The 25,152-nt window shown below is 61.0% G+C and carries 22 protein-coding genes, 1 pseudogene and 1 riboswitch; of the genes and pseudogenes, 13 read left to right on the forward strand and 10 right to left on the reverse strand.

From position 1 onward, the window contains the following. A pseudogene (locus ACQKEN_RS13050) lies at window positions 1-607 on the forward strand (hypothetical protein); the annotation flags it as partial. A 227-nt stretch (window positions 608-834) separates the two neighbouring features. Here ACQKEN_RS13050 and ACQKEN_RS13055 read toward each other — a convergent pair. After that, entirely contained in the window at window positions 835-1,293 is a 459-nt protein-coding gene (locus tag ACQKEN_RS13055; RefSeq protein ID WP_074893518.1) for an REP-associated tyrosine transposase, read from the reverse strand. A 332-nt stretch (window positions 1,294-1,625) separates the two neighbouring features. Continuing rightward, window positions 1,626-2,546, reverse strand: a complete 921-nt coding sequence (locus ACQKEN_RS13060) for a LysR family transcriptional regulator (RefSeq protein ID WP_427685991.1) — start codon at window positions 2,544-2,546, stop codon at window positions 1,626-1,628. 166 nt (window positions 2,547-2,712) lie between these two features. Here ACQKEN_RS13060 and trhA point away from each other — a divergent pair, with 166 nt between their 5' ends. From trhA to hydA, 8 genes are all read left to right on the forward strand, one after another. Then, a complete protein-coding gene (gene trhA, locus ACQKEN_RS13065) occupies window positions 2,713-3,330 on the forward strand; it encodes a PAQR family membrane homeostasis protein TrhA (protein ID WP_074893516.1) in 618 nt (205 codons plus the stop codon). 499 nt (window positions 3,331-3,829) lie between these two features. Next, window positions 3,830-4,606 (forward strand): transporter substrate-binding domain-containing protein, encoded by a 777-nt coding sequence (locus ACQKEN_RS13070; protein ID WP_427685994.1) that lies wholly within the window; start codon window positions 3,830-3,832, stop codon window positions 4,604-4,606. Between the two features lie 64 nt (window positions 4,607-4,670). Then, window positions 4,671-5,348: an amino acid ABC transporter permease gene (locus ACQKEN_RS13075; protein WP_191944630.1), complete on the forward strand. Its 678-nt coding sequence runs from the start codon at window positions 4,671-4,673 to the stop codon at window positions 5,346-5,348. Beyond that, window positions 5,345-6,079: an amino acid ABC transporter ATP-binding protein gene (locus ACQKEN_RS13080; protein WP_427685996.1), complete on the forward strand. Its 735-nt coding sequence runs from the start codon at window positions 5,345-5,347 to the stop codon at window positions 6,077-6,079. Before ACQKEN_RS13075 ends, ACQKEN_RS13080 begins: the two co-directional genes overlap by 4 nt. Window positions 6,080-6,100: 21 nt before the next feature. Beyond that, window positions 6,101-7,348, forward strand: coding sequence for a cysteine desulfurase-like protein (locus tag ACQKEN_RS13085; RefSeq protein ID WP_427685998.1), 1,248 nt, complete (start codon window positions 6,101-6,103; stop codon window positions 7,346-7,348). An 18-nt stretch (window positions 7,349-7,366) separates the two neighbouring features. Further along, window positions 7,367-8,239 (forward strand): MurR/RpiR family transcriptional regulator, encoded by an 873-nt coding sequence (locus tag ACQKEN_RS13090; protein WP_192173220.1) that lies wholly within the window; start codon window positions 7,367-7,369, stop codon window positions 8,237-8,239. A 52-nt stretch (window positions 8,240-8,291) separates the two neighbouring features. Continuing rightward, a complete protein-coding gene (locus tag ACQKEN_RS13095; protein WP_427686000.1) occupies window positions 8,292-9,188 on the forward strand; it encodes an allantoinase PuuE in 897 nt (298 codons plus the stop codon). A 13-nt stretch (window positions 9,189-9,201) separates the two neighbouring features. After that, window positions 9,202-10,638: a dihydropyrimidinase gene (gene hydA / locus ACQKEN_RS13100; RefSeq protein WP_427686002.1), complete on the forward strand. Its 1,437-nt coding sequence runs from the start codon at window positions 9,202-9,204 to the stop codon at window positions 10,636-10,638. A gap of 178 nt (window positions 10,639-10,816) precedes the next feature. Here the strand turns inward: hydA and ACQKEN_RS13105 are convergent, their stop codons facing one another. Continuing rightward, window positions 10,817-11,536, reverse strand: a complete 720-nt coding sequence (locus ACQKEN_RS13105; protein ID WP_427686004.1) for a 16S rRNA (uracil(1498)-N(3))-methyltransferase — start codon at window positions 11,534-11,536, stop codon at window positions 10,817-10,819. A 188-nt stretch (window positions 11,537-11,724) separates the two neighbouring features. Further along, a complete protein-coding gene (locus ACQKEN_RS13110) occupies window positions 11,725-13,131 on the reverse strand; it encodes an adenosylmethionine--8-amino-7-oxononanoate transaminase (RefSeq protein ID WP_346630939.1) in 1,407 nt (468 codons plus the stop codon). Between the two features lie 235 nt (window positions 13,132-13,366). On the opposite strand from ACQKEN_RS13110, the gene ACQKEN_RS13115 reads away from it, so the two are divergent. From ACQKEN_RS13115 to ACQKEN_RS13125, 3 genes are all read left to right on the forward strand, one after another. Beyond that, window positions 13,367-15,187 (forward strand): FAD-dependent oxidoreductase, encoded by a 1,821-nt coding sequence (locus tag ACQKEN_RS13115; RefSeq protein WP_427686006.1) that lies wholly within the window; start codon window positions 13,367-13,369, stop codon window positions 15,185-15,187. 205 nt (window positions 15,188-15,392) lie between these two features. Continuing rightward, a complete protein-coding gene (locus tag ACQKEN_RS13120; protein WP_065991217.1) occupies window positions 15,393-15,944 on the forward strand; it encodes a cytochrome b in 552 nt (183 codons plus the stop codon). 31 nt (window positions 15,945-15,975) lie between these two features. Next, window positions 15,976-16,572 (forward strand): YceI family protein, encoded by a 597-nt coding sequence (locus tag ACQKEN_RS13125; protein WP_427686009.1) that lies wholly within the window; start codon window positions 15,976-15,978, stop codon window positions 16,570-16,572. Window positions 16,573-16,849: 277 nt separating this feature from the next. Here the strand turns inward: ACQKEN_RS13125 and ACQKEN_RS13130 are convergent, their stop codons facing one another. From ACQKEN_RS13130 to ahcY, 4 genes are all read right to left on the reverse strand, one after another. After that, window positions 16,850-18,763 (reverse strand): DEAD/DEAH box helicase, encoded by a 1,914-nt coding sequence (locus ACQKEN_RS13130; protein ID WP_427686010.1) that lies wholly within the window; start codon window positions 18,761-18,763, stop codon window positions 16,850-16,852. Between the two features lie 276 nt (window positions 18,764-19,039). After that, the gene (locus tag ACQKEN_RS13135; RefSeq protein ID WP_427686178.1) at window positions 19,040-19,849 is read right to left on the reverse strand and encodes a substrate-binding periplasmic protein; all 810 of its coding nucleotides are present in this window, start codon (window positions 19,847-19,849) and stop codon (window positions 19,040-19,042) included. A 152-nt stretch (window positions 19,850-20,001) separates the two neighbouring features. After that, window positions 20,002-20,850: a methylenetetrahydrofolate reductase [NAD(P)H] gene (gene metF / locus ACQKEN_RS13140; protein WP_427686012.1), complete on the reverse strand. Its 849-nt coding sequence runs from the start codon at window positions 20,848-20,850 to the stop codon at window positions 20,002-20,004. A gap of 189 nt (window positions 20,851-21,039) precedes the next feature. Beyond that, window positions 21,040-22,449, reverse strand: coding sequence for an adenosylhomocysteinase (gene ahcY, locus ACQKEN_RS13145; RefSeq protein ID WP_133775567.1), 1,410 nt, complete (start codon window positions 22,447-22,449; stop codon window positions 21,040-21,042). Window positions 22,450-22,470: 21 nt separating this feature from the next. Next, window positions 22,471-22,579: riboswitch (S-adenosyl-L-homocysteine riboswitch) on the reverse strand. Window positions 22,580-22,775: 196 nt separating this feature from the next. On the opposite strand from ahcY, the gene ACQKEN_RS13150 reads away from it, so the two are divergent. Then, on the forward strand, window positions 22,776-23,180 hold the full coding sequence (locus ACQKEN_RS13150) for an acyl-CoA thioesterase (RefSeq protein WP_032625250.1): 405 nt from the start codon (window positions 22,776-22,778) through the stop codon (window positions 23,178-23,180). Window positions 23,181-23,234: 54 nt separating this feature from the next. Here the strand turns inward: ACQKEN_RS13150 and ACQKEN_RS13155 are convergent, their stop codons facing one another. Further along, complete coding sequence (locus ACQKEN_RS13155) at window positions 23,235-24,296, reverse strand: alpha/beta fold hydrolase (protein WP_427686015.1); 1,062 nt, start codon at window positions 24,294-24,296, stop codon at window positions 23,235-23,237. A 57-nt stretch (window positions 24,297-24,353) separates the two neighbouring features. Further along, window positions 24,354-25,142, reverse strand: coding sequence for a 2-oxo-tetronate isomerase (gene otnI / locus ACQKEN_RS13160; protein ID WP_427686017.1), 789 nt, complete (start codon window positions 25,140-25,142; stop codon window positions 24,354-24,356). Window positions 25,143-25,152: the final 10 nt, after the last annotated feature.

Genomic DNA, 25,152 nt, shown 5'->3' on the forward strand with positions numbered 1-25,152 from the left:
CGCGCGCTTGCCCGCGAAGGCTTTGTTTCTGACGATCGAGATGCGTCGGCTGTACCGGCCGGTTCGCGGGCAAGCGCGCTCCTACGCCTTCGGCAGAAGCGGGTTCGACGTAGCCTCGGCGGCGGACCTCAGCGAGCAAATCTTGATGCGGCGCTCTTCTCGCGGGCAGACATGGATGTGGCATCCGCCGCAAACCTGTAGGAGCGCGCTTGCCCGCGAAGACTTTGGTTCGGACGATAGAGATGTGTTGGCTGTACCGGCCTCTTCGCGGGCAAGCGCGCTCCTACGCCTTCGGCAGAAGCGGGTTCGACGTAGCCTGGGCGGCGGACCTCAACGAGTAAATCTCGATGCGGGGTTATTCTCGCGGGCGGACGTGGATTTGGCGTCCGCCGCAAAACCTGTAGGAGCGCGCTTGCCCGCGAACGCTTTGGTTCGGACGATCGAGATACGTCGGCTGCACCCGCCTCTTCGCGGGCAAGCGCGCTCCTACGCCTTCGGCAGAAGCGGGTTCGGCGCGGCCTCGGCGGCGGACCTCAACCAGCAAATCTCGATGCGGGGTTATTCTCGAGGGCAGACATGGATGTGGCATCCGCCGCAAAACCTGTAGGCGCGCGCTTGCCCGCGAAGACTTTGATTCTGACGATAGAGATGCGTCGGCTGCACCGGCCTGTTCGCGGGCAAGCGCGCTCCTACGCCTTCGGCAGAAGCGGGTCCGGCAAGGCCTCGGCGGCGGACCTCAACGAGCAGATCTGGATGCGACGTTATTCTCGCGGGCAGACGTGAATTTGGCGTTCGCCGCCAAACCTGTAGGAGCGCGCTTGCCCGCGAAAAATCTCACAGCCACACAGCATCCCAGAGTGGATAGTCTCCCACGCGTTTCACCAGCCCGGCCCGCAACGGATTGGCAACGATGTAACGTGCGACGGCCTGCAAATCTTCCTCCCGCCGAACCGCCCGGTCGTGATAACCCTTCTGCCATACCCGAAGCGGTGTGTGACCCGACCGCATGATCGCCAGCGCGCTGCCGGATTTAACCCGGCGCACCAGCATTCCCAACGTTCCCTCTCTCAACTCCACTAGCCAGTGAAAATGGTCCGGCATGACGACCCACGCCAGAGACTCTGCAATACCAGCTTGCTGGGCCCGTCGAAACTCTTCGACCACCAGCCGGCCGGTGCGCCAGTTGGTGAACAGCGGTTGTCGGCCATTCACTACGGAGGTCAGAAGATAAATCTGTCCTACTCCCGAATAACGGCCTAGTCGGAGATCAGCGCTTCTTTGTGACATTGGCATTCCTTTGCGCGTTGTGAGATGTGCGGGATCAGGCTAGTGCACAGACAATCACCCCTGCGGCAAACAGATATTCCGGATGTGTCCGTGATGACGCATTCGCGGGCAAGCGCGCTCCTACGCCTTCGGCAGAAGCGGGTTCGACGTAGCCTCGGCGGCGGACCTCAACGAGCAAATCTTGATGCGGCGTTATTCTCGCGGGCAGACGTGGATGTGGCGTCTGCCACAAAACCTGTAGGAGCGCGCTTGCCCGCGAAGGCTTTGGTTCGGACGATAGAGAAATTTGGGCTGCACCGGCCTCTTCGCGGGCAAGCGCGCTCCCACAGGGCGTCGACTCAGGCCTGGGCCAGCCGATTCGAGTACATCCGGCATTCCGCCAGCAGCGCTAGCAGGTTAGGGTCGCGCTCGCGGGCTTTGAGGAAGACCAGGCCGATGTGTTGCTGCATGCGGTATCGCGCTTGCAGCGGCACCAGGCGGACGCGGTTTTCGTAGACGGCGGCGATTCGCCCCGGCAGCAAGGCGTAGCCCACTCCCGAGCTGACCATGCTCAGCAGCGTGAAGATGTCGTTCACTTGCATTGCCACCTTCGGCTCGAACCCGGCCTGCTCGAACACCCGTGCGCCATCGCGGTGGGTGGCGAAGCCCTGGGTCAGGGTAATGAAGGTCATTTCCCGCAGATCGCTCAGGTCCACCTCGCTCTGTAGCGCGAAGGGCGAGTCGGCCGGCGTGGCGAGGAAAATATCGTCGGAGAACAGCGGCAGCTGCTCACAATCCGGATCGCTCACGCTCTCGTTGAGCGACACCAGTGCAGCGTCGACTTCCATGTTCTTCAGCTTGTAGAACAGGTCAATGTTCGAGCCCAGAATCAGGTCGATGTTGAGTTCGCTGCGGCGGATCTTCAGGCCCATGATCAGCTGCGGCACGGTTTTGACCGTTAGTGAATACAACGCGCCCAGCTTGAACCGCGCCGCCGAAAACCCCGCCGCCTGCCGCGTCTGTTCGATGGTGCTGAGTACGTCCTGCACCAGCTTCTGCGCGCGCTCCTCCAGCACATAAGCGCCTTCGAGGGGCGTGAGGTTGCGACCCTCGTGCTTGAAAAGCGGGCAACGCAACGCGCTTTCCAGCGAGTGAATCGCCCGGTGCACGCTGACCGTGCTGGTCTGCAACTCCGCCGCCGCGCGGGCCAGATTGCCGGTGCGCATGAATGCCAGGAAGATTTCCAGCTTCTTGAGGGTGAGCTCTTCGTCGATCTGCATCGTGGGGGCCCGCGCCGGATTCTTGTTTTGAGAGCGCCCGATTGTGCCGAAGAGATCGGCGGCTGACTGCATTAAATTCTCGATAACACGACACAATGCGTTGTCATTGAGGTTCAGAAGCAGGACGCTTGGCGCGTGTCATGCAATTGAGAGAGGTAGTGTGCGGATGTACTACGGAGAAAAATTCAACGCCTGGACCCACTTGGTCGGCGCGATTCTCGCGACGATCGGCGCGGTGTGGATGCTGGTTGTCGCGACGATGACAGGGGATATCTGGAAGATCATCAGCGTCGCGGTCTACGGCGTGGCGTTGGTCATGCTGTACAGCGCGTCGACGGTTTATCACAGCGTTCGCGGTCGGGCCAAAGTGATCATGCAAAAGGTTGATCACTTTTCGATCTATCTGCTCATCGCCGGCAGTTACACGCCGTTTTGTCTGGTGACACTGCACGGGGCGTGGGGCTGGACATTGTTCGGCATCGTCTGGGCGCTGGCGATCATCGGCATTCTGCAGGAGATCAAACCGCGCTCCGAAGCGCGGGTGATGTCCATTGTCATCTACGCGGTCATGGGCTGGATTGTCCTGGTCGCGGTCAATCCGCTGATCGCTGCGCTGGGCATGGCCGGCTTCGTCTGTCTGGCGCTGGGCGGGGTGTTCTACACCGTGGGGATCATTTTCTTTGCGTTCGACACCAGGGTCAGACACTTCCATGGGGTCTGGCATCTGTTCGTCATCGCCGGCAGCCTTCTGCACTTTGTCGCGATCATGCGCTATGTGTTGTGAGGCTAGAGCGGTAGACCGCTGAAACCTCGGTTCCTACGGATTACACGCCAGCCATTGCATCTGGATTCGACGAAGAACATGTAGGAGCGCGCTTGCCCGCGAAGGCATTGGTTAGGACGACAGAGATGTGTCGCCTGTACCGACCTCTTCGCGGGCAAGCGCGCTCCTACACTGGATTACGGCAGACACACAATCTGCGGCTTACACATCCGGCGCCGGCTCGCCAGCAAGCCGGCCGCAGATTATGCATTCGAGCGATCCATGCGCCGCTTCGGTGCATGGCACTTTTCAAATCGCTGATTATTTTCTGTACACCCCGCAGCCTTGCGTGCTTTCCCACCTGCACCAATGCGGATAACTTTCGCACCCGATTGAAGCATTTAATTCATTTATTTTATTTGTTGAATTATTTGATTCGTCATCCTAGTCTGATCCTCGAAACGCCCCCTCTGTGGTAAGGCGGCCTTCTTGAACTGACTGATCAATCGGGGAGCAAGACATGAATGTGAAAGTACTCTTGAGCATGGCCGTGGCAACCGCCTTTTCCGCATCCACCTGGGCCGCTGACTGGACGGTCGGCGCCAACGTGGGCAACGTGCCGTGGGAGTTTCAGGACGCCAAAGGCGAGATCGTCGGCTTTGAAGTCGACGTGGTGAAAGAAGTCGCCAAACGCGCCGGCAAGACCGTGGAGTTCGTCAATATCCCCTTCAACGGCCTGTTCAGCGCCGTGCAATCCAAGCGCGCTGACATCGCCATTTCCTCGATCACCATCACACCCAAGCGCCTTGAGTCGGTCGGCTTCGCCCAGCCGTACTACGACAGCGATCAATCCCTGTCGGTGCTCGCCAAATCCGGCATCAACGGCCTGAAGGACATGGACGGCAAGGTGGTCGGCGTCGACACCGGCTCCACCGGCGACATGTGGGTCAACGCCCATCAGGCCGAATACAAGTTCAAGGAAGTCTCACGCTACGAAGGGCTGTCGCCTGCGATGCTCGATCTCGCGTCCGGCCGCATGGACGGCTACGTCAGCGATATCCCTGCGGTCCTGTACTACATCAAGGACAAGCCGCAGTACAAAGTCGTCGCGAAGATTCCTACCGGTGAGAAGTACTCGTTAATGCACGCCAAGGGCTGGGCCTCGGCCGGCCAGGTCAACGACATCATCACCACGATGAAGAAAGAAGGCGTGATTGCCGACTTGCACAAGAAGTGGTTCGGTGCCGACGCTGATCCGGAGTCCAGCACCGTCAAAGTGGTCGACGTACTCAAGTAATCCCTGACCGCCCAAGCTCGCGCCCGTGACTGCTCGTCACACTGCTCGCCATCAAGGAATCGCAATGGAGTTGTTAGAAACGTTCTTCAACTGGAGCGTGTTCGTCGATGCGCTGCCACTGATGCTCCGCGGCCTGGGCGTAACCGTGATGCTCGGCGTGGTCAGCATCATTCTCGGCCTGGTGGGCGGGCTGGTGCTGGCGATGCTGCGGTTGTACGGGTACGCGCCGGTGCGGTTTCTGGCGCGGGTGTACATCGACGTGCTGCGCTCGATTCCATTGCTGGTGCTGTTGGTGCTGATCTATTACGCGCTGCCGTTCGTGGGCATTCGCCTGTCGTCGTTCGCGGCGGCCACGGCGGCGCTGTCATTGGTGTCGTGCGCGTATTCGGCGGAGATTTTTCGCTCCGGCATCGAAGCCATTCCCCGCGGGCAATTCGAAGCCTCGGCCTCCCAGGGCATGAGCTTTTTCAACACCATGCGCGACATCATCCTGCCCCAGGCCATGCGCATCGTCATGCCGCCCATGACCAGCAACTGCATCAACGTCATGAAAGACACCGCGCTGGCGTCGGTCGTGGCGATGCCCGATTTGCTCAAACAAGCCACTCAGGCCCAGGCGCTGGCAGCCAACCCCACACCACTGGTGGGCGCGGCGGTCATGTACCTGTTGCTGCTTCTGCCTCTGGTGCAACTGGTGAGCTGGATCGAGCGACGTAACGGCGCCGGGAGGAAAAGCGCATGAGCACCGTGATCGAAATGGAAGGCGTGGCCAAATTCTACGGTCCCTTCCAGGCCCTGACCGACATCAACCTGACCGTCGATCAAGGCGAGGTTGTGGTCATCCTCGGGCCGTCGGGCTCCGGGAAGTCGACACTGATCCGCTGCATCAATCTGCTGGAGGAATACCAGCAGGGCGACATTCGCGTCGGCAGTCAACGGGTTGAAACGGGCCCGAAACTGGCGGGCATCCGTTGCGAAGTCGGCATGGTCTTTCAGAATTTCAATTTGTACCCCCACCTCACCGTGCTCGCCAATGTGGCGCTGGCGCCGGTCCGGGTGCGCGGCATGTCGCGCCGTGACGCCAACGAACGCGCGCGCCTGTTGCTGGAGAAAGTCGGCATGGGCGCCCACGCGACGAAATACCCGAGCCAATTGTCCGGCGGCCAGCAGCAGCGCGTGGCCATCGCCCGGACCATGGCGATGGAGCCACGGGTGATCCTGTTCGACGAACCCACTTCCGCACTCGACCCGGAGATGGTCGGCGAAGTGCTGGACGTCATGCAGAACCTCGCCCGCTCGGGCGTGACCATGGTCGTCGTAACCCACGAAATGGGCTTTGCGCGCAAGGTCGCCGACCGGGTGATCTTCATGGAAAACGGCCGAATCATTGAACAGAACAACCCGCACGATTTCTTCACGGCCCCGCAAGAGCCGAGAACCCGCGCGTTTTTGCAGGCCATCCTGCATCACTGACCAGACTCTGGAGTTCATCCCTTGAATGCCTTGGACATCGATTACGTACGCAGCCAGTTTCCCGCGCTCGGCAGCGGCTACGCCTACCTGGACAACGCCGGCGGCTCGGCCGTGCTCAAGCCGGTCGCCGACCGCATCACCGATTACTTGCTCAACAGCGCCGTGCAACTGGGGGCCTCCTACAGCGAGTCGGTCGATGCAGGGGCGCGGGTCATGCAGGCGCGGGAATCGGTCGCGCAACTGATCAACGCGCGCTACCCGGAAGAGTGCGTGATGGGCGGCTCGACCACCCATTTGCTGCAGATCCTTTGCCGGGCCATCGCTCCGTCGATCAATCCCGGCGACGAAATCATCGTCACCAACTGCGACCATGAAGCCAACATCGGGCCGTGGGTGCGGCTGTGCGAAGAGCGCGGCGCGACGTTGCGCGTCTGGGCCGTCAACGCCCAGAGCATGGACCTGGAGTTGGCTGATCTGGATGCGCTGCTCAGCGACAAGACCCGCTACCTGGCCATGACCCATGCGTCGAACATCCTCGGCAGCGTCAACCCGGTCGCCGAAGTGGCGCGCCGGGTGCACGCGGTGGGCGGCAAGTTGTGCGTCGATGCCGTGGCCTACGCGCCCCATCGGCTGGTCGATGTGCAGGCCAGCGGCGCCGATTACTACGTGTTCAGTTTCTACAAGACCTTCGGCCCGCACTTCGCCGTGCTGTGGGGCCAGCGCGAGGCCTTGCTGGAGCTGCCGAGCCTGAACCACTTTTTCATCGGTCAGGAGGTCATTCCCTACAAGCTGCAGCCTGGCAATTTGAACTACGAACTGTCCTACGGCTGCATAGGCATCAGCGATTACCTGATCGACATCGGCCGACGTCTCGGCGCCAGCGGCAGTGAACGCCAGTTGATGCAGGCGGCGTTCGATGCCTTTGAAGTGCAGGAAGACCTGCTGGCCGAGACACTGCTGGCGTTTCTGCGGGAGACGCCGGGCGTACGAATCATCGGAAAATCCTGTGTCACCGACGGCGACCGCGTGCCGACCATCAGTTTTGTGGTGGAGGGCATTCAGTCCGAAGCCATCGTGCGCCGCATGGACAACCACCGCATGGGCATCCGCTTTGGTGACTTCTATGCTCGCCGCCTGATCGAACAGTTGGGTCTGACCCCTTACGGCGGCGTGGTTCGTGTGTCGATCGCGCACTACAACAGCGTCGATGAGCTGAATCGTCTGGTTGAGCACTTGGCCCGGGCGATCACAGAACTGCGTCCATCCTGACTTCTATCGAGCCTTTTTATGCCTGTACCCCAAACCCTGGCCGAGCTGCGTGCCGCCATCGTCGAACATCAGGAACGCCTGACCGCGCGGCAGCGTGACGCGGCGCACTACCTGAACGAGCACCCCCACGACGTGGCACTGAACACGGTCGCGGCGCTGGCGAAAATCTCCGGCATCCCGTCGTCGGCGTTCATTCGGCTGGCCCAGGCGCTGGGCTTCGGCGGGTTCAGCGACCTGCAGCGCCTGTTCAAGCAGCCGTTGCAGCAGGCCGGGCAGGGCAGTTTCAAAGAGCGCATCCGGCACTATCGCGGCGAGCAATTGCTCGACGATCCCACCGATGTTGGCGCCATGCTCTCGGCGTTCAGCCGCGCGAATATTGTGTCGCTCGAACACTTGGCCGAAGGCGAGCAAGTCGAAGCCATCGAGCGCGCCATCGAGCTGTTGGAGCAGGCGCGCACCACCTTCGTGGTCGGCATGCGTCGCTCGTTTCCCATGGCGTCCTACTTGAGTTACGCGCTCAGCCGTGTTGGTCGTCGTGCCGTACACATCAGCGGCCTGGGCGGCAGTTTGCGCGAGCAGGTCGGCGCACTGCACGGCGATGACGTGCTGGTGGCGGTGAGTTTTCCGCCGTACGCGCAGGAAACCATCGACGCCTGCGAGCAAGCCGTTGCAGCAGGGACACCCATCGTGGCGATCACCGACAGCATTCTCAGCCCCATCGGACAAACCGCGTCGGTGATGATCGAGGTCAACGACGCTGAGCTGCTGGGCTTCCGTTCCCTGACCGCTGCGTTCTGCATTGCGCAGACCCTGGCCATGGGCCTGGCCTTTCGCACCGGCCAGAACCTCGATGGCCCTGACCACGATGCATTGAAAACCATCGACTGCTGAGCCCTGGCTTGGCGGTCTGCCGACTGTTCGAACGTTGCAGGAGTAGGCTTTTATGGCATCACCCATTCGAGATCTGGTCGGCTACGGCCGGCAGCGTCCCCAAGGCACCTGGCCCAACGGCGCGCGCCTGGCCGTCAACTTTGTCATCAATTACGAAGAAGGGTCGGAGCGGTCCCTGGCCATGGGTGATCCTGACCAGGAGAGCATGACCGAGTGGGGCAGCTATCAGTTTCCCGATGGCGTGCGAAATCTGGCGATGGAATCGATGTACGAGTACGGCGCCCGCGTCGGCATCTGGCGGATCCTCGACATCCTGCAACAGGCCAACGTCCCGGCGACCTTTCATGCCTGCGCGGTGGCTTTCGAGCAGAACCCGGATGTCGCTAAGGCGGCGGTCGAGCTGGGTCATGAAATCTGCAGCCATGGTTATCGCTGGGAAGAGGTGTTTCGCCTGACCGAGGCCGAGGAACGCGAGCACATTCGTCTGGCGATCAAGTCATTCGAGCGCACCTGCGGCAAGCGTCCGGTGGGCTGGTATTGCCGCTATGGTGCCAGCGTTCATACGCGGCGGCTGGTGGCGGAAGAGGGCGGGTTTCTCTACGACTCAGACGCTTACAACGATGACGTGCCGTATTTCGTCGACGTCGAGGGCAAGCAACACTTGGTGGTGCCGTACACCAGCGACGTCAACGACTTCCGTTACTGGAACTCCCCGGGCCTGTCCCAGGCCTCCGATTTCCTTGAGTACATGAAGGAAAGCTTCGACGTGCTGTATGAAGAGTCGGCCGACGGCTTGCGAATGATGTCCATCGGGCTGCACCCGCGCATGGTCGGGCGTCCGGGTCGGGTCCGCGCGATCAAGCATTTCATCGAGTACGCCCAGGCCCGCGAAGGCGTCTGGTTCACCACCCGCGAAGAGATCGCCAAGGCCTGGCTGACCCGCGCCTGACGGAGTGAACGACATGCAGGCTTTTGATCTGATCATCCGCAACGCCAATGTGGTGACGGCGGCGGACGGTTTTCTGTGCGACATCGGCGTGCGCGACGGCCGAATTGTTGCGCTGGGCCTTGGCCTGCAAGGTGCGGCGCAGGAGGTTGATGCACGAGGGCGAGCCGTAACGCCCGGCGGGATCGACAGCCATGTGCACCTGGATCAGCCGACCGGCGATGGCTCGGTCATGGCCGATGACTTCGAAAGCGGCACCCGCTCGTCGGCCTGTGGCGGGACGACAACGGTGATTCCCTTTGCCTGCCAGCAGAAGGGCCAGACCCTGCGGGCGGCGGTGGAGGATTACCATCGGCGCGCGGACGGTCGGGCGCTGATCGACTATGCGTTTCACCTCATCGTCACCGACCCCACCGAAGACGTGCTGCGCCGCGAGCTGCCCGAGTTGATCGCCGAGGGCTACACCTCGTTCAAGATCTACATGACCTACGACGCGCTGAAGCTCAACGACCGGGAGATTCTTGAAACCCTGTCGGTGGCGCGGGCCGAAGGCGCGATGGTGATGCTCCACGCCGAAAACAGCGACTGCATCGCCTGGCTGACCGAACGCCTGCTCGCCGCCGGTCTCAGCGCGCCGCGTTATCACGCCACGTCTCGGCCGATGCTGGTCGAACGGGAAGCCACGCATCGGGCCATTGCGCTGGCCGAACTGGTGGATGTGCCGATTCTCATCGTCCATGTGTCCGGGCGCGAGGCCATCGAGCAGATCCGCTGGGCCCAGAGCCACGGCTTGAAGGTCTACGGTGAAACCTGCCCGCAGTATCTGTTTCTGACCGCAGATTCGCTGGGCTGCGATGACAGCTTCGAAGGCGCGAAGTGCATCTGCAGCCCGCCGCCGAGAGACGCCGGCAATCAGCAAGTGGTCTGGGACGGCCTGCAGAATGGCTCGTTTGAAGTGTTTTCGTCGGATCACGCGCCGTTCCGCTACGGCGGCCCGGACGGCAAACGTGCCCATGGCGAGACGGCGCCGTTTTCCGAAGTGGCCAATGGCATTCCGGGCGTCGAGACGCGCATGGCGCTGCTCTGGTCGGAAGGCGTGCGCAAGGGGCGCATCAGCCCGCAGGCGTTTGTCGCGCTGACGGCCACCAATGCCGCGCGGCTGTACGGTTTATATCCGCGCAAGGGCAGCATCGCCATTGGATCGGATGCGGATCTGGTGATCTGGGATGAAGACCTGGACATCGAGCTGACCAACGAAATGCTGCACCACAACGTCGATTACACCCCGTACGAGGGTATGCGCTTGAGTGCATGGCCGGCGATGACCTTCGCCAGAGGGGAGCGGGTGTGGGACGGCAGTCCGTTGGGTGAACCTGGGCGCGGAGAGTTTCTGCCCTGCGCCCGGCCGGAACCGGCGAAAGCACGGCGACGAGAGTCGGAACTGCCTGAGTGATTTCCCAGGGCGCGTCAATAACACTCACTTGATTGGGCTCCCCGTGGATTACGGGCGAGACAAAAACCGTAGGAGCCGGCTTGCTGGCGAACCCGGCAGGTGGGCGGATCATTTATTGGATGACACCCCGCATTCGCCAGCAAGCCGGCTCCTACAGTGTGATCTGCGCTTTCCCGTACTAAAAATCCCCCCACAACTGCTGGGCGATGCTCAGCGCCACCACTGGCGCGGTTTCGGTGCGCAGCACGCGTGGGCCGAGCCGGGCGGCGTGGAAACCGGCGTCCTGCGCCTGAGCCACTTCGGCGTCATTCAGGCCGCCTTCAGGGCCAATCAAAAAAGCCAGACTGCCGGGCTTTTCATGACTGGTCAGCGGCGCCGCGACAGGGTGTAGCACCAGCTTCAAGTCCGCTTCCGTCTGCTTCAGCCAGTCAGCCAGGGTCACTGGCCCATGAATCACCGGCACCACCGAGCGCCCGCACTGTTCGCAGGCACTGATCGCGATCTGCTGCCAGTGCGCCTGACGCTTTTCCGCACGCTCATCTTTCAGGCGCACTTCGCAGCGCTCGCTGATGATCGGGGTGATTTGCGTCACGCCCAGTTCGGTGGCTTTCTGAATCGCCCAGTCCATCCGCTCACCCCGGGAAAGACCTTGGCCGAGATGGATGTGCAGCGGAGACTCCGGTTGACCGGCGAAGCTCTCCGTCACCTCCACCCGCACCTGCTTTTTGCCGACTTCCGCCAGCGTGGCGCGAAACTCGTTGCCCGAACCATCGAACAGCTGCACCGCGTCGCCTTGGGACATGCGCAACACGCGGCTGATGTAGTGGGCCTGGGCCTCTGGCAGTTCGTGCTCACCGACGCTGAGGGTGGCATCGACGAAAAAGCGGGACAGTCTCATGGTTGTTTCTCTAAATATTGTGTTGAAGGCAGCACCTGTAGGAGCGTGGCTTGTCCCGCGATCTGGCGCGAAGCGGCAGCAAGAATGGTGAACTCGTCGAGTCAGAGTTAACGCGTTTACGCAATTTACGGCGGTTCCCGCCGATCGCGGGACAAGCCACGCTCCTACAGAATGGGTGTAACGGTCTGCTACCCCGGATCACGGAAATCCGGATGGAAGTTCTCTCTCACCGCCACGCTCACGCTGCTGCGCGTCGCGATGTCGATCCCTTCGGTCGCCACGTCGGCCAGAAAGTCGATCTGCTCCGGCGTGATCACATACGGCGGCAGGAAGTACACCACGCTGCCCAGCGGACGCAGCAAAGCACCTCGGGTCAGCGCGTGCTCGAACACCTTCAGCCCGCGCCGTTCCTGCCACGGATACGGCGTTTTGCTGGCTTTGTCCTGCACCATCTCGATAGCAATCGCCATCCCGGTCTGCCGCACTTCAGCGACGTTCGGGTGATCGACCAGATGGGCCGTCGCGGTCTTCATGCGCTGGGCCAGTGCCTTGTTGTTTTCGATGACGTTGTCCTGCTCGAAAATATCCAGCGTCGCCAACGCCGCGGCGCACGCCAGCGGGTTGCCGGTGTAACTGTGGGAGTGCAGAAAGGCGCGCAGGGTCGGGTAATCATCGTAAAAGGCGTCGTACACATCATCGGTCGTGATGCACGCCGCCAACGGCAGATAACCGCCGGTCAGCGCTTTCGACAGGCACAGGAAATCCGGACGGATGCCGGCTTGCTCGCAGGCAAACATGGTCCCGGTGCGGCCGAAGCCCACGGCGATTTCGTCATGGATCAGGTGCACGCCATACCGGTCGCAGGCCTCGCGCAGCAGCTTGAGGTAGATCGGGTCGTACATGCGCATGCCGCCCGCACCTTGAATCAGTGGCTCGATGATCACCGCCGCGACGCTGTCGTGATGCTCGGCCAGGGTTTGCTCCATCACCGCGAACATCGTGCGGGTATGGTCTTCCCAGCTCACGCCTTCAGGCCGGTGATAACAGTCCGGGCTCGGCACCTTGATGGTGTCCATCAGCAGCGCTTTGTAGGTTTCGGTGAACAGCGGCACGTCACCGACCGCCATCGCCGCCATGGTCTCGCCGTGGTAGCTGTTGGTCAGGGTGACGAAGCGTTTCTTGTCCGGCTTGCCGCGATTGAGCCAGTAATGAAAGCTCATCTTCAGCGCGACTTCGATGCAGGACGAACCGTTGTCGGCGTAGAAGCAGCGCGTCAGGCCTTCGGGCGTCATCGCCACCAGGCGCTCGGACAACTCGATGACCGGCTGATGGCTGAAGCCCGCCAGAATCACGTGCTCCAGCTGATCGACCTGATCCTTGATGCGTTGATTGATGCGCGGGTTGGCGTGGCCGAATACATTGACCCACCACGAGCTGACCGCGTCGAGGTAGCGCTTGCCTTCGAAGTCTTCCAGCCAGACCCCTTCGCCACGCTTGATCGGAATCAGCGGCAGTTTTTCGTGGTCTTTCATCTGGGTGCAGGGGTGCCAAAGGACCTTCAGGTCGCGCTGCATCCACTGGTCGTTAAGGCCCATTACTCTTCTCCACATAGCGGCTCGCATGACGCGAGGGCAAACAATCGCGCAAGCCTATGCAATGCATGCCAGCGGGACAACCTTTAGCGCGTTCTTTCAATCGCCGCGAACGCTGCTTTCAAGGCTGACGGACATTGCTGGCGGGCGTTTCGCGGCTCGCGTATCCTTCGCGCTCTTCGAAAAATCGGACAACAAAATCCGACAATTCCCCCCGTTTTTCTCCGGAGTTCGCTGAATGCTTTCTGGTTGGCTGCGCGCCTGTGCGCTGGTGATGGTTGGGCTGGTCAGCGCTTCAGCGCTTGCCGTGGATAAACCGCATACGGTGATTGTCGTCGGCGGCGGTCTGGCGGGACTCACGACGGCTTACGAGCTGCAGAGCAAAGGCTGGCAAGTCACCTTGCTGGAAGCCAAACCCAACGTCGGCGGCCGCTCCGGTCTGGCCGGCAGCGAGTGGATCGGCAACGCCAAGGCCCAGCCGGTGCTGAATCAATACATCGATCGCTTCAAGATCAAGGCGGTGCCCGCGCCGGAATTCGTGCGGACCCCGAGCTATCTGATCGAAGGCGAGTACTTCACCGGCGCCGACCTGGCGACCAAACAACCGGCGACCGCCGAAGCCATCAAGCGCTACGAAGCGGCGGTGGATGACCTGGCCCGCTCGATCACCGACCCGGACAACCCGGCTGCCAACAGCACGTTGTTTGCACTGGACCAGATCACGGTTGCCAACTGGCTGGACCGTCTGAGCCTGCCACCGACCGCGCGCCAACTGATCAACCAGCAGATTCGTACGCGCTACGACGAGCCTTCGCGTCTATCGCTGCTCTACCTCGCACAGCAAACGCGGGTCAATCGCAACATCGACGACCGCGACCGTCGCGCCGCTCGCCTGCCGGGTGGCAGCGCCGTGTTGGCCGAGGAGTTCGTCAAACAGCTGAAAGTGATCAAGACCAATTCGCCGGTGTCGGCCATCAACCAGGACAAGGACGGCGTGACCGTCAAGGTCGGTTCGCTGGGCTACGAAGCCGAATATGTCGTGTTGGCCGTGCCGTTGCGCGCGCTCAGCAAGATTCAGATGACGCCGGCACTGGACGCCCAGCGTCTGGGCGCGATCAAGAGCACCAACTACGGCTGGCACGACCAGATCATGCTCAAGTTCAAGACCCCGGTCTGGGACAGCAAGGCGCGCATGTCTGGCGAGATTTACAGCAACACCGGTTTGGGCATGCTGTGGGTCGAGCCTGCGTTGAAGGGCGGCGCCAACGTCGTCATCAACCTGTCCGGCGACAACGCTCGCATCATGCAGGCGTTCGGCGACAAGCAACTGGTGGATCAGGTGCTGATCCGCATGCAGGCGTTCTATCCACAAGCGCGCGGGGCATTCACCGGCTATGAACTGCGTCGCTCCAGCATTGACCCGTCCAGCGGCGGCGCGTACCTGGCGTTCGGCCCGGGCCAGATCAGCAAATACTGGCGCTTGTGGGAACGACCGCTGCAGCGCGTAGCCTTTGCCGGCGAACACACCGACACCTTGTACCCGGGCACCCTGGAAGGCGCATTGCGTTCCGGCCAGCGCGCGGCGATTCAGGTGCAGGGGCTGTCTGAAGGCAAGTCGTTCGAACCGGTCAAAGCGCCGCCACCGAAGGCCCCTGAACCGGCCAAGGAAAGCAGCGGCGGCATTGGCGGCTTCTTCTCGAACATGTTCGGCGGTTCCAAGCCTGAGCCAAAACCGGCCGAGAAAGCGCCAGCACCTGCTCCGGCCCCGGCCCCGGCTCCAGCGCCTGCCCCGGTAACGCCGCCGCCGGCTCCAGTGGTTGAACCGGCCAAGCCTGCGGTCGTGGAACCTGCGAAGAAGGCACCGGCCAAGAAAGAACCGGCGAAGAAGGAGCCCGTCAAAAAGGCCCCGGCCAAGCCGGCCGCCACCCACAAAGCCCCTGCCAAAGCCGACGCTGCGAAAAAAGCGCCGGCCAAGACCACGGGTGATAAGGCGGCACCGGCCACTCCGGCGGCTCCGGCAACGGCTCCGGCAGCACCCGCGACCGACAGCAAAAACTGATCGGTAACGGCTGAAAATAAAGGCGCGGCTTGATACCGCGCCTTTTTTTCGCCTGGATGAACCGTAACGCTGGCTTAATCTCATTCGGACGAAAATATGTCAGGAGATTTCAATCGGATTTCCTGATTCATCAAAGCAACATTTTGCGCTTTCTTTCGATAGGTAAAGCGCTAGTCTCTCCCTCGGCCCCTACAGGATATTCAGCATGCAGCTACGCAACTCTTCTTCTCGCTATGGCTGGGTCAGCATCGTTTTGCATTGGGGTGTCGCGCTGACGGTGTTTGGCATGTTTGCGCTAGGGTTGTGGATGGTGGGGCTGGGCTATTACGACACGTGGCGCAAGGCTGGCCCGGACCTGCACAAGAGCATCGGCATCACGCTGTTCCTGTTCATGCTGATCCGGGTGATCTGGCGCTTCGTCAGCCCGCCGCCGGCAGCGCCTGCCACACACAGCCGGTTTGTGAAAACGGCTGCAAAGCTGGGGCATGCGTTTCTGTACCTGGACCTGTTTTTGGTGATGTTCGCCGGTTACCTGATTTCCACCGCAGACGGTGTCGGGATTCCGGTGTTTGGATTGTTCGAAGTGCCTGCCTTGATCAGCGGACTGCCAGACCAGGCAGACGTCGCAGGCACCGTGCACTTGTACCTGGCCTGGACCCTGGTGATTTTTGCAGGACTCCACGGGCTGGCCGCTTTGAAGCATCACTTCGTTGATCGTGATGCCACGCTTGTACGTATGCTTGGCCGCAAGGCCTGATACTCAATTCGACTAGAAAGGAAGATGACGTATGTTGAAAAAGACACTTGCTGCACTGGCCCTCGGTACCGCGCTGCTGACAGCTGGTCAGGCAATGGCCGCTGATTACACGATCGACAAGGAAGGCCAGCACGCCTTCATCAACTTCAAGATCAGCCACCTGGGCTACAGCTTCATCTACGGTACGTTCAAGGATTGGACCGGCACATTCAGCTTCGACGCCGCCAAGCCTGAAGACAGCAAGATCAGCATCGACCTGAAGACCGCCAGCGTCTTCACCAACCACGCTGAACGTGACAAGCACATCAGCAGCAAGGACTTCCTCGACGTCGCGACCTATCCTGACGCCAAGTTCGTTTCCACCAAGGTCACCAACGTCGGCAAGAATGCTGACGGCAAGACCACTGCTGACGTGATCGGCGACCTGACCCTGCACGGCGTGACCAAGCCGGTCACCGTCAAAACCACCTTCCTGGGTGAAGGCAAGGATCCATGGGGCGGCTACCGCGCGGGCTTCGAGGGCACTACCTCGATCAAGCGTTCTGATTTCGGCAAGATGATGGACCTGGGCCCACAGTCCGACACTATGGACCTGATGATCTCGTTCGAAGGCGTCAAAGCCAAGTAAGACGAGTTGTTGTGGTGATAAAGCGCCGACCTTTGGGTCGGCGTTTTTGTGTCTGCCGTCGCTTTTGTAGGAGCGTGGCTTGTCCCGCGAACTGGCGCGCAGCGGCAGCCGGTTTGCCTGTCCGGATTCACGATCGCGGATATCAGGTTTACGACGGGTGCCCCGCCGATCGCGGGACAAGCCACGCTCCTACCGTCATTCGTCGTCTAATCACGCAAACAAAAACGCCCCGAACCAGTCGGGGCGTTTTTATGTGCTGCAGAACAACCGGCGCTGCTTAACCTTCGCGGTTGCGGGTTAGCAGGGCTGGTTTTTCACCGCGTGGGCGGCTTGGCAGTTGATCAAGTTGTTCAGCCGAAGGGAAACGATCGCCCTTGGACTCTTTGTGCATGATCTTCGGTGCTGGCTGACCGTCGCGAGGCCCGCGAACCGCTGGCTCCTGACGCGCTGGCTGGTCTTCGCGTGCCGGACGACGAGCACGAGGCTGGTCTTCGCGGCGAGCCTGACCGTCACGGCCGGAACCGTTGCGAGGGCCGCTGCGTTTGGCCGGAGCGCCGGCGGTGTCGGTGCTGGCGGGTGCGCCCGTTGCCGAACCGCTGCGCGGACCGCTACGGCCTGGCGCCTGACCGCGAGGTGCCGGTGCAGCGCCCGTGGCAGGAGCGCCCGGACGACGGCCGCGGCTCTGGTTCTTGTTCTGGTACGGGCTGACGTAGTCGGCACGGTTGCCGAAATTGTCCACTTCATCATCCAGGAACTCGTCGGGTGCGCGATTCGCACCTGACGCTGCCGGCTGCGACTGACGTGACTCGCTCGACGCTGTGCCCTGACGCGGCTTTTGCGGGCGCGCCGGACGTGCCGGGCGCTCGCCCGAAGGTGCGGCCGCTGCCGATGCCGGCTTTTCCTTGCCCTTGTCTTTGCCTTTGTCCTTGCGACCGCCACCACCACCGCCGCCGTTCGGACCATCGCCACGGGGGCCACGGGCATTGCGCGGGTTACGCACATCCGGACGCTCGCGGACTTCCGGTTTTTCGGCTTCAACGGCCGTGATGTCGAAGCCCATCAGATCGCCGTCGGCAATCTTCTGCTTGGTCATGCGCTCGATGCTCTTCAGCAGCTTCTCTTCGTCCGGCGCAACCAGCGAGATCGCCTCGCCGCTACGGCCTGCGCGACCGGTACGACCGATGCGGTGCACGTAGTCTTCGTCGACGTTAGGCAGTTCGAAGTTGACCACGTGGGGCAACTGGTCGATGTCCAGACCACGGGCAGCGATGTCGGTCGCGACCATGATGCGAACGGTCCCGGCCTTGAAGTCAGCCAGCGCTTTGGTGCGCGCGTTCTGGCTCTTGTTGCCGTGGATCGCCACAGCGCTGAGGCCGTGTTTGTCCAGGTACTCGGCCAGGCGGTTGGCGCCGTGCTTGGTGCGGGTAAACACCAGCACCTGTTCCCACGCGCCTTGAGTGATCAAGTGCGCCAGCAGCGAGCGTTTGTGGTTGGCCGGCAGACGGAAAACGCGCTGTTCGATGCGCTCGACCGTGGTGTTCGGCGGCGTGACTTCGATGCGTTCCGGATTGTGCAGCAGTTTGCCGGCCAGCGCGGTGATGTCCTGCGAGAACGTTGCCGAGAACAGCAGGTTCTGACGCTTGGACGGCAGGCGGGCGAGGACTTTCTTCACGTCGTGAACAAAGCCCATGTCGAGCATGCGGTCGGCTTCGTCCAGCACGAGGATTTCAACGTGGGACAGATCGACGCTGCCCTGACCGGCCAGATCGAGCAAACGACCCGGGCAGGCGACCAGTACGTCAACGCCGCGCGCCATGGCCTGAACCTGCGGGTTCATGCCGACACCGCCGAAGATGCAGGTACTGACGAACTTGAGGTTCTTGGCGTAGATCTTGAAGCTGTCGTGGACTTGAGCGGCCAGTTCACGAGTCGGGGTCAGGACCAGAACGCGCGGTTGACGCGGGCCGTGACGCTGGGATTTGTCCGGATGACCGTTGGGAAACAACCGCTCCAGGATCGGGAGGGCGAAACCACCGGTTTTACCAGTACCTGTCTGGGCGGCGACCATCAGATCGCGGCCTTGCAACACGGCGGGAATGGCCCGCTGTTGCACTGGGGTAGGCTGGGTGTAGCCAGCAGCCTCGATGGCGCTGACTAAAGCCTCGGAGAGACCGAGGGAAGCAAAGGACATGAGTAATCCTGTCTTGAGTTGGGGCCATAGAGGCCCAAATAGGGATGATCTTCCAGGCGCAGACTAAAGGTTCTGCACTAACGTGAATGCGCTCGACCCTGCTGCGGTCATCGCACAGTCCTTGGAAGGTGCAATGGCGTCCGGTCCTGTGGAGGTCTGTAAGTTCAACTCGGGCAGGGGCGCTAAAAGTGCGCTGCTGACGTGTTCGAGAAGTCTTCTGTGAGACCGTGCACCCGGGCGCAAGCCTGGCGGGGACGCCGGAGTATAACAGAGCAATCACAACGCGCCGCTTTCCTGCTGCTCAACGGTTTTATCGACACTTTTATCCGGCTCTTCAGGGAGTGCCGTCGAAATTTCCCCGGTGTACCGCTCCACCAGTTCTGCGTACGCGGGTTCACGCTTGAATCGCTTCAGTTCTGCGCTGAACCGCTGGGCCAGCAGGTCCATGCCGGCGTTGCGGCGTAGCGCCAGATACTGGCCCCGGTGATTGAGCACGGTCGGCAACTGACTGACCTGGCCTTCCAGCTTGAGCCGCTCGATCATCTGCCGGCCCAGCAGGCGATCAGTCACCATCAAATCGATGCGGCCGCGAATCAATTTGCCGAAGTTCGCCTCATGGCTTGGCGCAGGCTCCCGGATGAACTCGGTCGAGCTGTCGAACGCGGGGCTGTATCGATAACCCGGAGAGACGCCGACGGTCAGCCCGTGCAGGTCTTCCACTCTATTGAAAGCATGGGGCCTGACATTGGCCTGAAAGATCACCCAGTCGATGCTCGACAACGGTTCATCCGGATACAACAGATCGGCGCGCGCCTCTTCCTTGTTTATATCGAGAATACCGTCGGCCTCGCCTTCACTGAGCATCATCAGGCAGCGCTTCCAAGGAAGAAACTGCCACTCGACGTCGATGCCCATGCGTTCGAAGACAATCGCCGTCGCGTCGTAATCCAGCCCTGAAGCGTGGTTGCCGTCCACGATGACGTAGGGGGACCAGGGTTCGGTGACGATCCGAAGTTTTTCACCCAACGCGCTGAAGCTCAGGCAGGCGAGGAGGGCAGCAGCGGATATTGAGAGGATGGGCGGCATGCGCGCGAGATTACGACGCGAGCTCATTAAATAGAAGCAGTGATGCTCAACAAAAACAGAATGCAAGGCTCAACGACGGGACTGGCAGGCCTCGTGGTGACGAAGCCTGCAGTAGACGCCTGTTCGTTTTCAATCCGTTTGAATTGAAGCCCTTATCCAGCAGAAAGCTTCAGGTTGTTCCAGACCGCCAGGCTCGGTTCGGCCTGATTCAGCGTGTAGAAATGCAGGCCAGGGGCGCCGCCATGCAGCAGTCGTTCGCACATTTCGGTGATGACCTGCTCGCCGAACGCCTGAATGCTCGCCGTGTCATCGCCGTACGCTTCCAGCTGCTTGCGAACCCAGCGCGGGATCTCCGCACCGCACGCGTCGGAGAAGCGCGCCAGTTTGCTGTAATTGGTGATCGGCATGATGCCTGGCACGATCGGGATATCGACGCCCATCTTCTGCACGCGCTCGACGAAGTGGAAGTAGCTGTCGGCGTTGAAGAAGTACTGGGTGATCGCACTGTTGGCGCCGGCGTTGGCCTTGCGTGCAAAGTTTTTCAGATCGTCTTCGAAGTTACGCGCCTGCGGGTGCATCTCGGGGTAGGCCGCGACTTCGATGTGGAAATGATCGCCGGTTTCTTCACGGATGAAGCTCACCAGGTCATTGGCATAACGCAGCTCCCCGCTGGCCATGCCCATGCCGGAGGGCAGGTCACCGCGCAGGGCGACGATGCGTTTGATACCGGCTTGCCGGTACTGCGTCAGCAAGCTGCGCAGATCGGCCTTGCTGTCACCGACACACGACAAGTGCGGTGCGGCCGGGACGTGCACTTCTTTTTCCAGCTGCAGCACGGTGTTGATCGTGCGGTCGCGCGTGGAGCCCCCGGCACCGTAAGTGCAGGAGAAGAATTCGGGGTTGTAGCTGGCCAGCGTACGCGCCGTGGCAAGCAGTTTTTCATGACCAGCGTCGGTCTTCGTCGGGAAGAATTCGAAGCTGTAGCTACGGTCTTGGGACATGGTCATAACCTTGGAAGCTCAAAAGCCTGACGCGAACCCTGTAGGAGCCGGCTTGCTGGCGAAAACGACAGTTGGGTCGACATCGAGGTGTCTGACCTGACGCTTTCGCCAGCAAGCCGGCTCCTACAAGTTGCGGCCGTTCATGCGGGGTCAGCGTGCCCGAAATGACGAGCACGCCCCGCAGACGTATCAGTAACGGTAAGCGTGCGGCTTGAACGGACCTTCGACGGTCACGCCGATGTAGTCGGCCTGGGTCTTGGTCAGCTTGGTCACGACGCCGCCGAAGCCACGTACCATTTCCAGCGCCACTTCTTCGTCCAGCTTCTTCGGCAACACTTCAACGGTCAGACGCTCGGCTTTCTGAGCAGGGCTCAGATCAGCGTACTTCTGGTTGAACAGGAAGATCTGCGCCAGCACCTGGTTGGCAAACGAGCCGTCCATGATGCGGCTCGGGTGACCGGTGGCGTTGCCCAGGTTCACCAGACGGCCTTCGGCCAGCAGGATCAGGTAGTCGTCGTTCTGAGGATCGAACGCGCCAGCGCCGGTGCGGTGAATCTTGTGCACCTGCGGCTTCACTTCTTCCCATGCCCAGTTCTTGCGCATGAAAGCCGTATCGATTTCGTTGTCGAAGTGACCGATGTTGCAGACCACTGCGCGTTTCTTCAGGGCCTTGAGCATGTTGGCGTCGCAGACGTTGACGTTACCGGTGGTGGTGACGATCAGGTCGATCTTGCCCAGCAGTGCTTTGTCGATGCTTGCTTCGGTGCCGTCGTTCTCGCCGTCGATGAAAGGCGAAACCAGTTCGAAACCGTCCATGCACGCTTGCATGGCGCAGATCGGGTCGACTTCGGTGACCTTGACGATCATGCCTTCCTGACGCAGCGACTGAGCCGAACCCTTGCCCACGTCACCGTAGCCGATGACCAGCGCCTGCTTGCCGGACAACAGGTGGTCGGTGCCACGCTTGATGGCGTCGTTCAGGCTGTGACGGCAACCGTACTTGTTGTCGTTCTTGCTCTTGGTGACCGAGTCGTTGACGTTGATCGCAGGGATCTTCAGTTCGCCCTTGGCCAGCATGTCCAGCAGGCGGTGAACGCCCGTGGTGGTCTCTTCGGTCACGCCGTGGACGCGGTCCAGGATGGCCGGGTATTTCTTGTGCAGCAGCTCGGTCAGGTCGCCGCCGTCGTCGAGGATCATGTTGGCGTCCCATGGCTGACCGTCCTTGAGGATGGTCTGCTCCAGGCACCACTCGTACTCGGCTTCGGTCTCGCCTTTCCAGGCGAAAACAGGAATGCCGGCAGCAGCAATGGCAGCAGCGGCCTGATCCTGAGTCGAGAAGATGTTGCAGGACGACCAGCGTACTTCGGCACCCAGGGCAACCAGGGTTTCGATCAGCACGGCAGTCTGAATGGTCATGTGGATACAGCCGAGAATCTTCGCGCCCTTGAGCGGTTGTTCGCCAGCGTACTTGCGACGCAGGCCCATCAGGGCAGGCATTTCGGATTCGGCGATGATGGTTTCGCGGCGGCCCCAGGCAGCCAGGGACATGTCGGCGACTTTGTAGTCGTTGAAATCGTTGGGCGTCAGTACAGCACTCATAAAGAGTCTCCATTCGTAGGGTGCGAATGGGCGCCGTTGTGCGTTTAAAGCTTGACCGGCGAGAAGCCTGATCAAACAACGCCCTCTCCGAGCCTGACAGGTCTGACCTGCTGCAGCGCCCCTCGGACAGGTGGCGGGAAAACGGTAACAAGGTGTGATGACCGTTTTTTGAAGCGGTGGCGATTATCTTTCTTTGAGCTGCAAGTGGCAAGCTGCAAGCGGCAAGCGGTAAACAACAGCGGACCTGCTTTTAACTTGCAGCTTCAGGCTTGAAGCTTGAAGCTGGGGCACATCCATCACCGCCTCCCAAACACCCCGGAGCCCCCATGAACTTTCACACCCGCAAATGGGTAAAACCCGAAGACCTCAACCCCAACGGCACGTTGTTCGGCGGCAGCCTGTTGCGCTGGATCGACGAAGAAGCGGCCATCTACGCCATTGTTCAGTTGGGCAATCAGCGCGTCGTGACCAAGTACATTTCCGAGATCAACTTCGTCAGCGCCTCGCGTCAGGGCGACATCATCGAACTGGGGATCACCGCCACCGAGTTTGGCCGCACGTCCATCACGCTGACCTGCCAGGTGCGCAACAAGATCACCCGCAAGAGCATTCTCACGGTCGAGAAAATGGTCTTCGTGAATCTGGGCGAAGACGGCTTGCCGGCGCCACACGGCAAGACCGAAATCACCTACGTGAAGGATCAGTTCAAGGAAGAGGCGATCGACGGCTGATACCGCAATGGCCCGCATCCTTGTGTGGGGTTGCAGGTAAACATCTCGGCACCATCAAGGCCGGGCAGTTGCCTTCATGAACTCACCCAGCGGCTCGGCATAGAAACGGGCCATATTGGTCGTACCGTGCCCGCGGGTTTCTGCACTGGCAGGAATCAATACAAGACGTGCGTTTTTCAGCTGGGCGAGGGATTTCTGCAGGGTCCCGGTCTCAGGTGGATTACGCTCGTCGTCTGCACTATTGATTACCAGCACCGGCGCTTTGATTGCCGAGAGCTTCGGCGCGGTGTCGTAGTCCGCCGATGACTGCCATTGGTAGATGAAGTCGTTGGCGTCCCCCGGCAAAGGCGCTGCCAGCCGTTCATCAACCAGTTTGTCTGCCTGAGCTCGCGTAGGCGCCAAGGCCTGATAAGCCAGGGTGCCGCCGCTGGTGCTGAAGCCAAACATCACATTGGCCAGACGAAGGGAGGGCGGCGGGCTGGTGTAATTGCCCTCGTTCCAGGCCGGGTCTTGCTTGATGGACTCGATCAACATGCGGCGCATGATCCAGTTGCGCGCCGACATCGCTGTGGGCTGCGAGGCCATCGGTACCAGAGCGTCCATCATGTCCGGCCATTTCTGGCCCCACATCCAGGTCTGCATGCCGCCCATGGAATTGCCCATGACCAGACGCAAATGCTTGATGCCCATCCCTTCGGTCAGCAGGCGATACTGCGCCTGGACCATGTCGTCGTAGTTGTAGGCAGGAAACTTCATGCGCAAACCGTCAGACGGCTTGCTCGACTTGCCGACGCCGATGCCATCGGGGGCGATGATGTAGTACTTGCCGGCATCCAGCGGTCGGCCCGGGCCAAACAGCTCACCCCCAAATTCCTTGCCTATCATGTCACTGGCGGGGCGATTGGTGCCGTGCAGATAGAGCACCACCGGGTTCTTCGGATCGCCGACGGTGATGTAGCTCATCCGCAGGTTGTCCAGTTTTTCACCGGTGTGAAACGTGAAGCTTGGTGCCGTCCATACCCCTTCCACTGCTGCTGGAACGCTTGCCGCAAAGGCCATCCCCGTTTGCGCTACGATCAGCAGCGCAGCGCACAGGCCAATTTTGAAACCTCGCATTGTCAGTTCCTCTTTTTATTTTTATGAGGCTTAGGTGTTGCTGAGGGCCAACTGGAATCAGCGCTTGAGGCTCTGCCAATCCCGCAGCCATTGCAGGCCTTCGCTGGTATCACCTTTTGGGCGGTATTCGCAGCCGACCCAGCCGATGTAGCCCAGGCGGTCGATCTCTTCGAACAGCCATGGGTAATTCACCTCCCCCACGCTCGGTTCATGGCGGTCCGGCACACCCGCGATCTGGATGTGGCCGATGCCGGCGAAGTCGCGGCGCAGTTTGCTGGTGACGTCGCCCTCGACGATCTGGCAGTGATAGCAGTCGAACTGCACCCGCAGATTGTCGGCGCCGACTTCTTTAAGCACCGCCTGGCCCTGATCCTGACGGTTGAGGAAAAAGCCCGGAATGTCGCGGGTGTTGATCGGTTCGATCAACACCGTCAGCCCGACCTTTGCCGCCTGTTGTGCGGCGAAGCTCAGGTTTTCCAGGTACACCGCGTGATGCTTCTGGCGCAGGTCTTCACTGGGCAGCAGGCCGGCCATAACGTGAATCCGGTCGTTGCCCAGCACCGCTGCGTAATCCAGCGCTTTCTGAAAGCCGTCGCGAAATTCGCTCTCCCGGCCCGGCAACGATGCAATGCCGCGCTCGCCCTTGGTGAAATCGCCGGGCGGGGCATTGAACAGCGCCTGGGTCAGGCCGAAGTCGTCCAGACGCAGCTTGATTTCCTCGGCCTTGAAGTCGTACGGAAACAGGTATTCCACGCCCTTGAAACCGTCACTCGCCGCAGCCGAGAAACGCGCCAGAAAGTCGTGTTGCGGATACATCATGCTGAGGTTGGCAGCGAAGCGAGGCATGGTTATCTCC

Origin of the sequence: Pseudomonas sp. NPDC078416 (assembly GCF_050268485.1) — a bacterium.
Lineage (GTDB): Bacteria > Pseudomonadota > Gammaproteobacteria > Pseudomonadales > Pseudomonadaceae > Aquipseudomonas.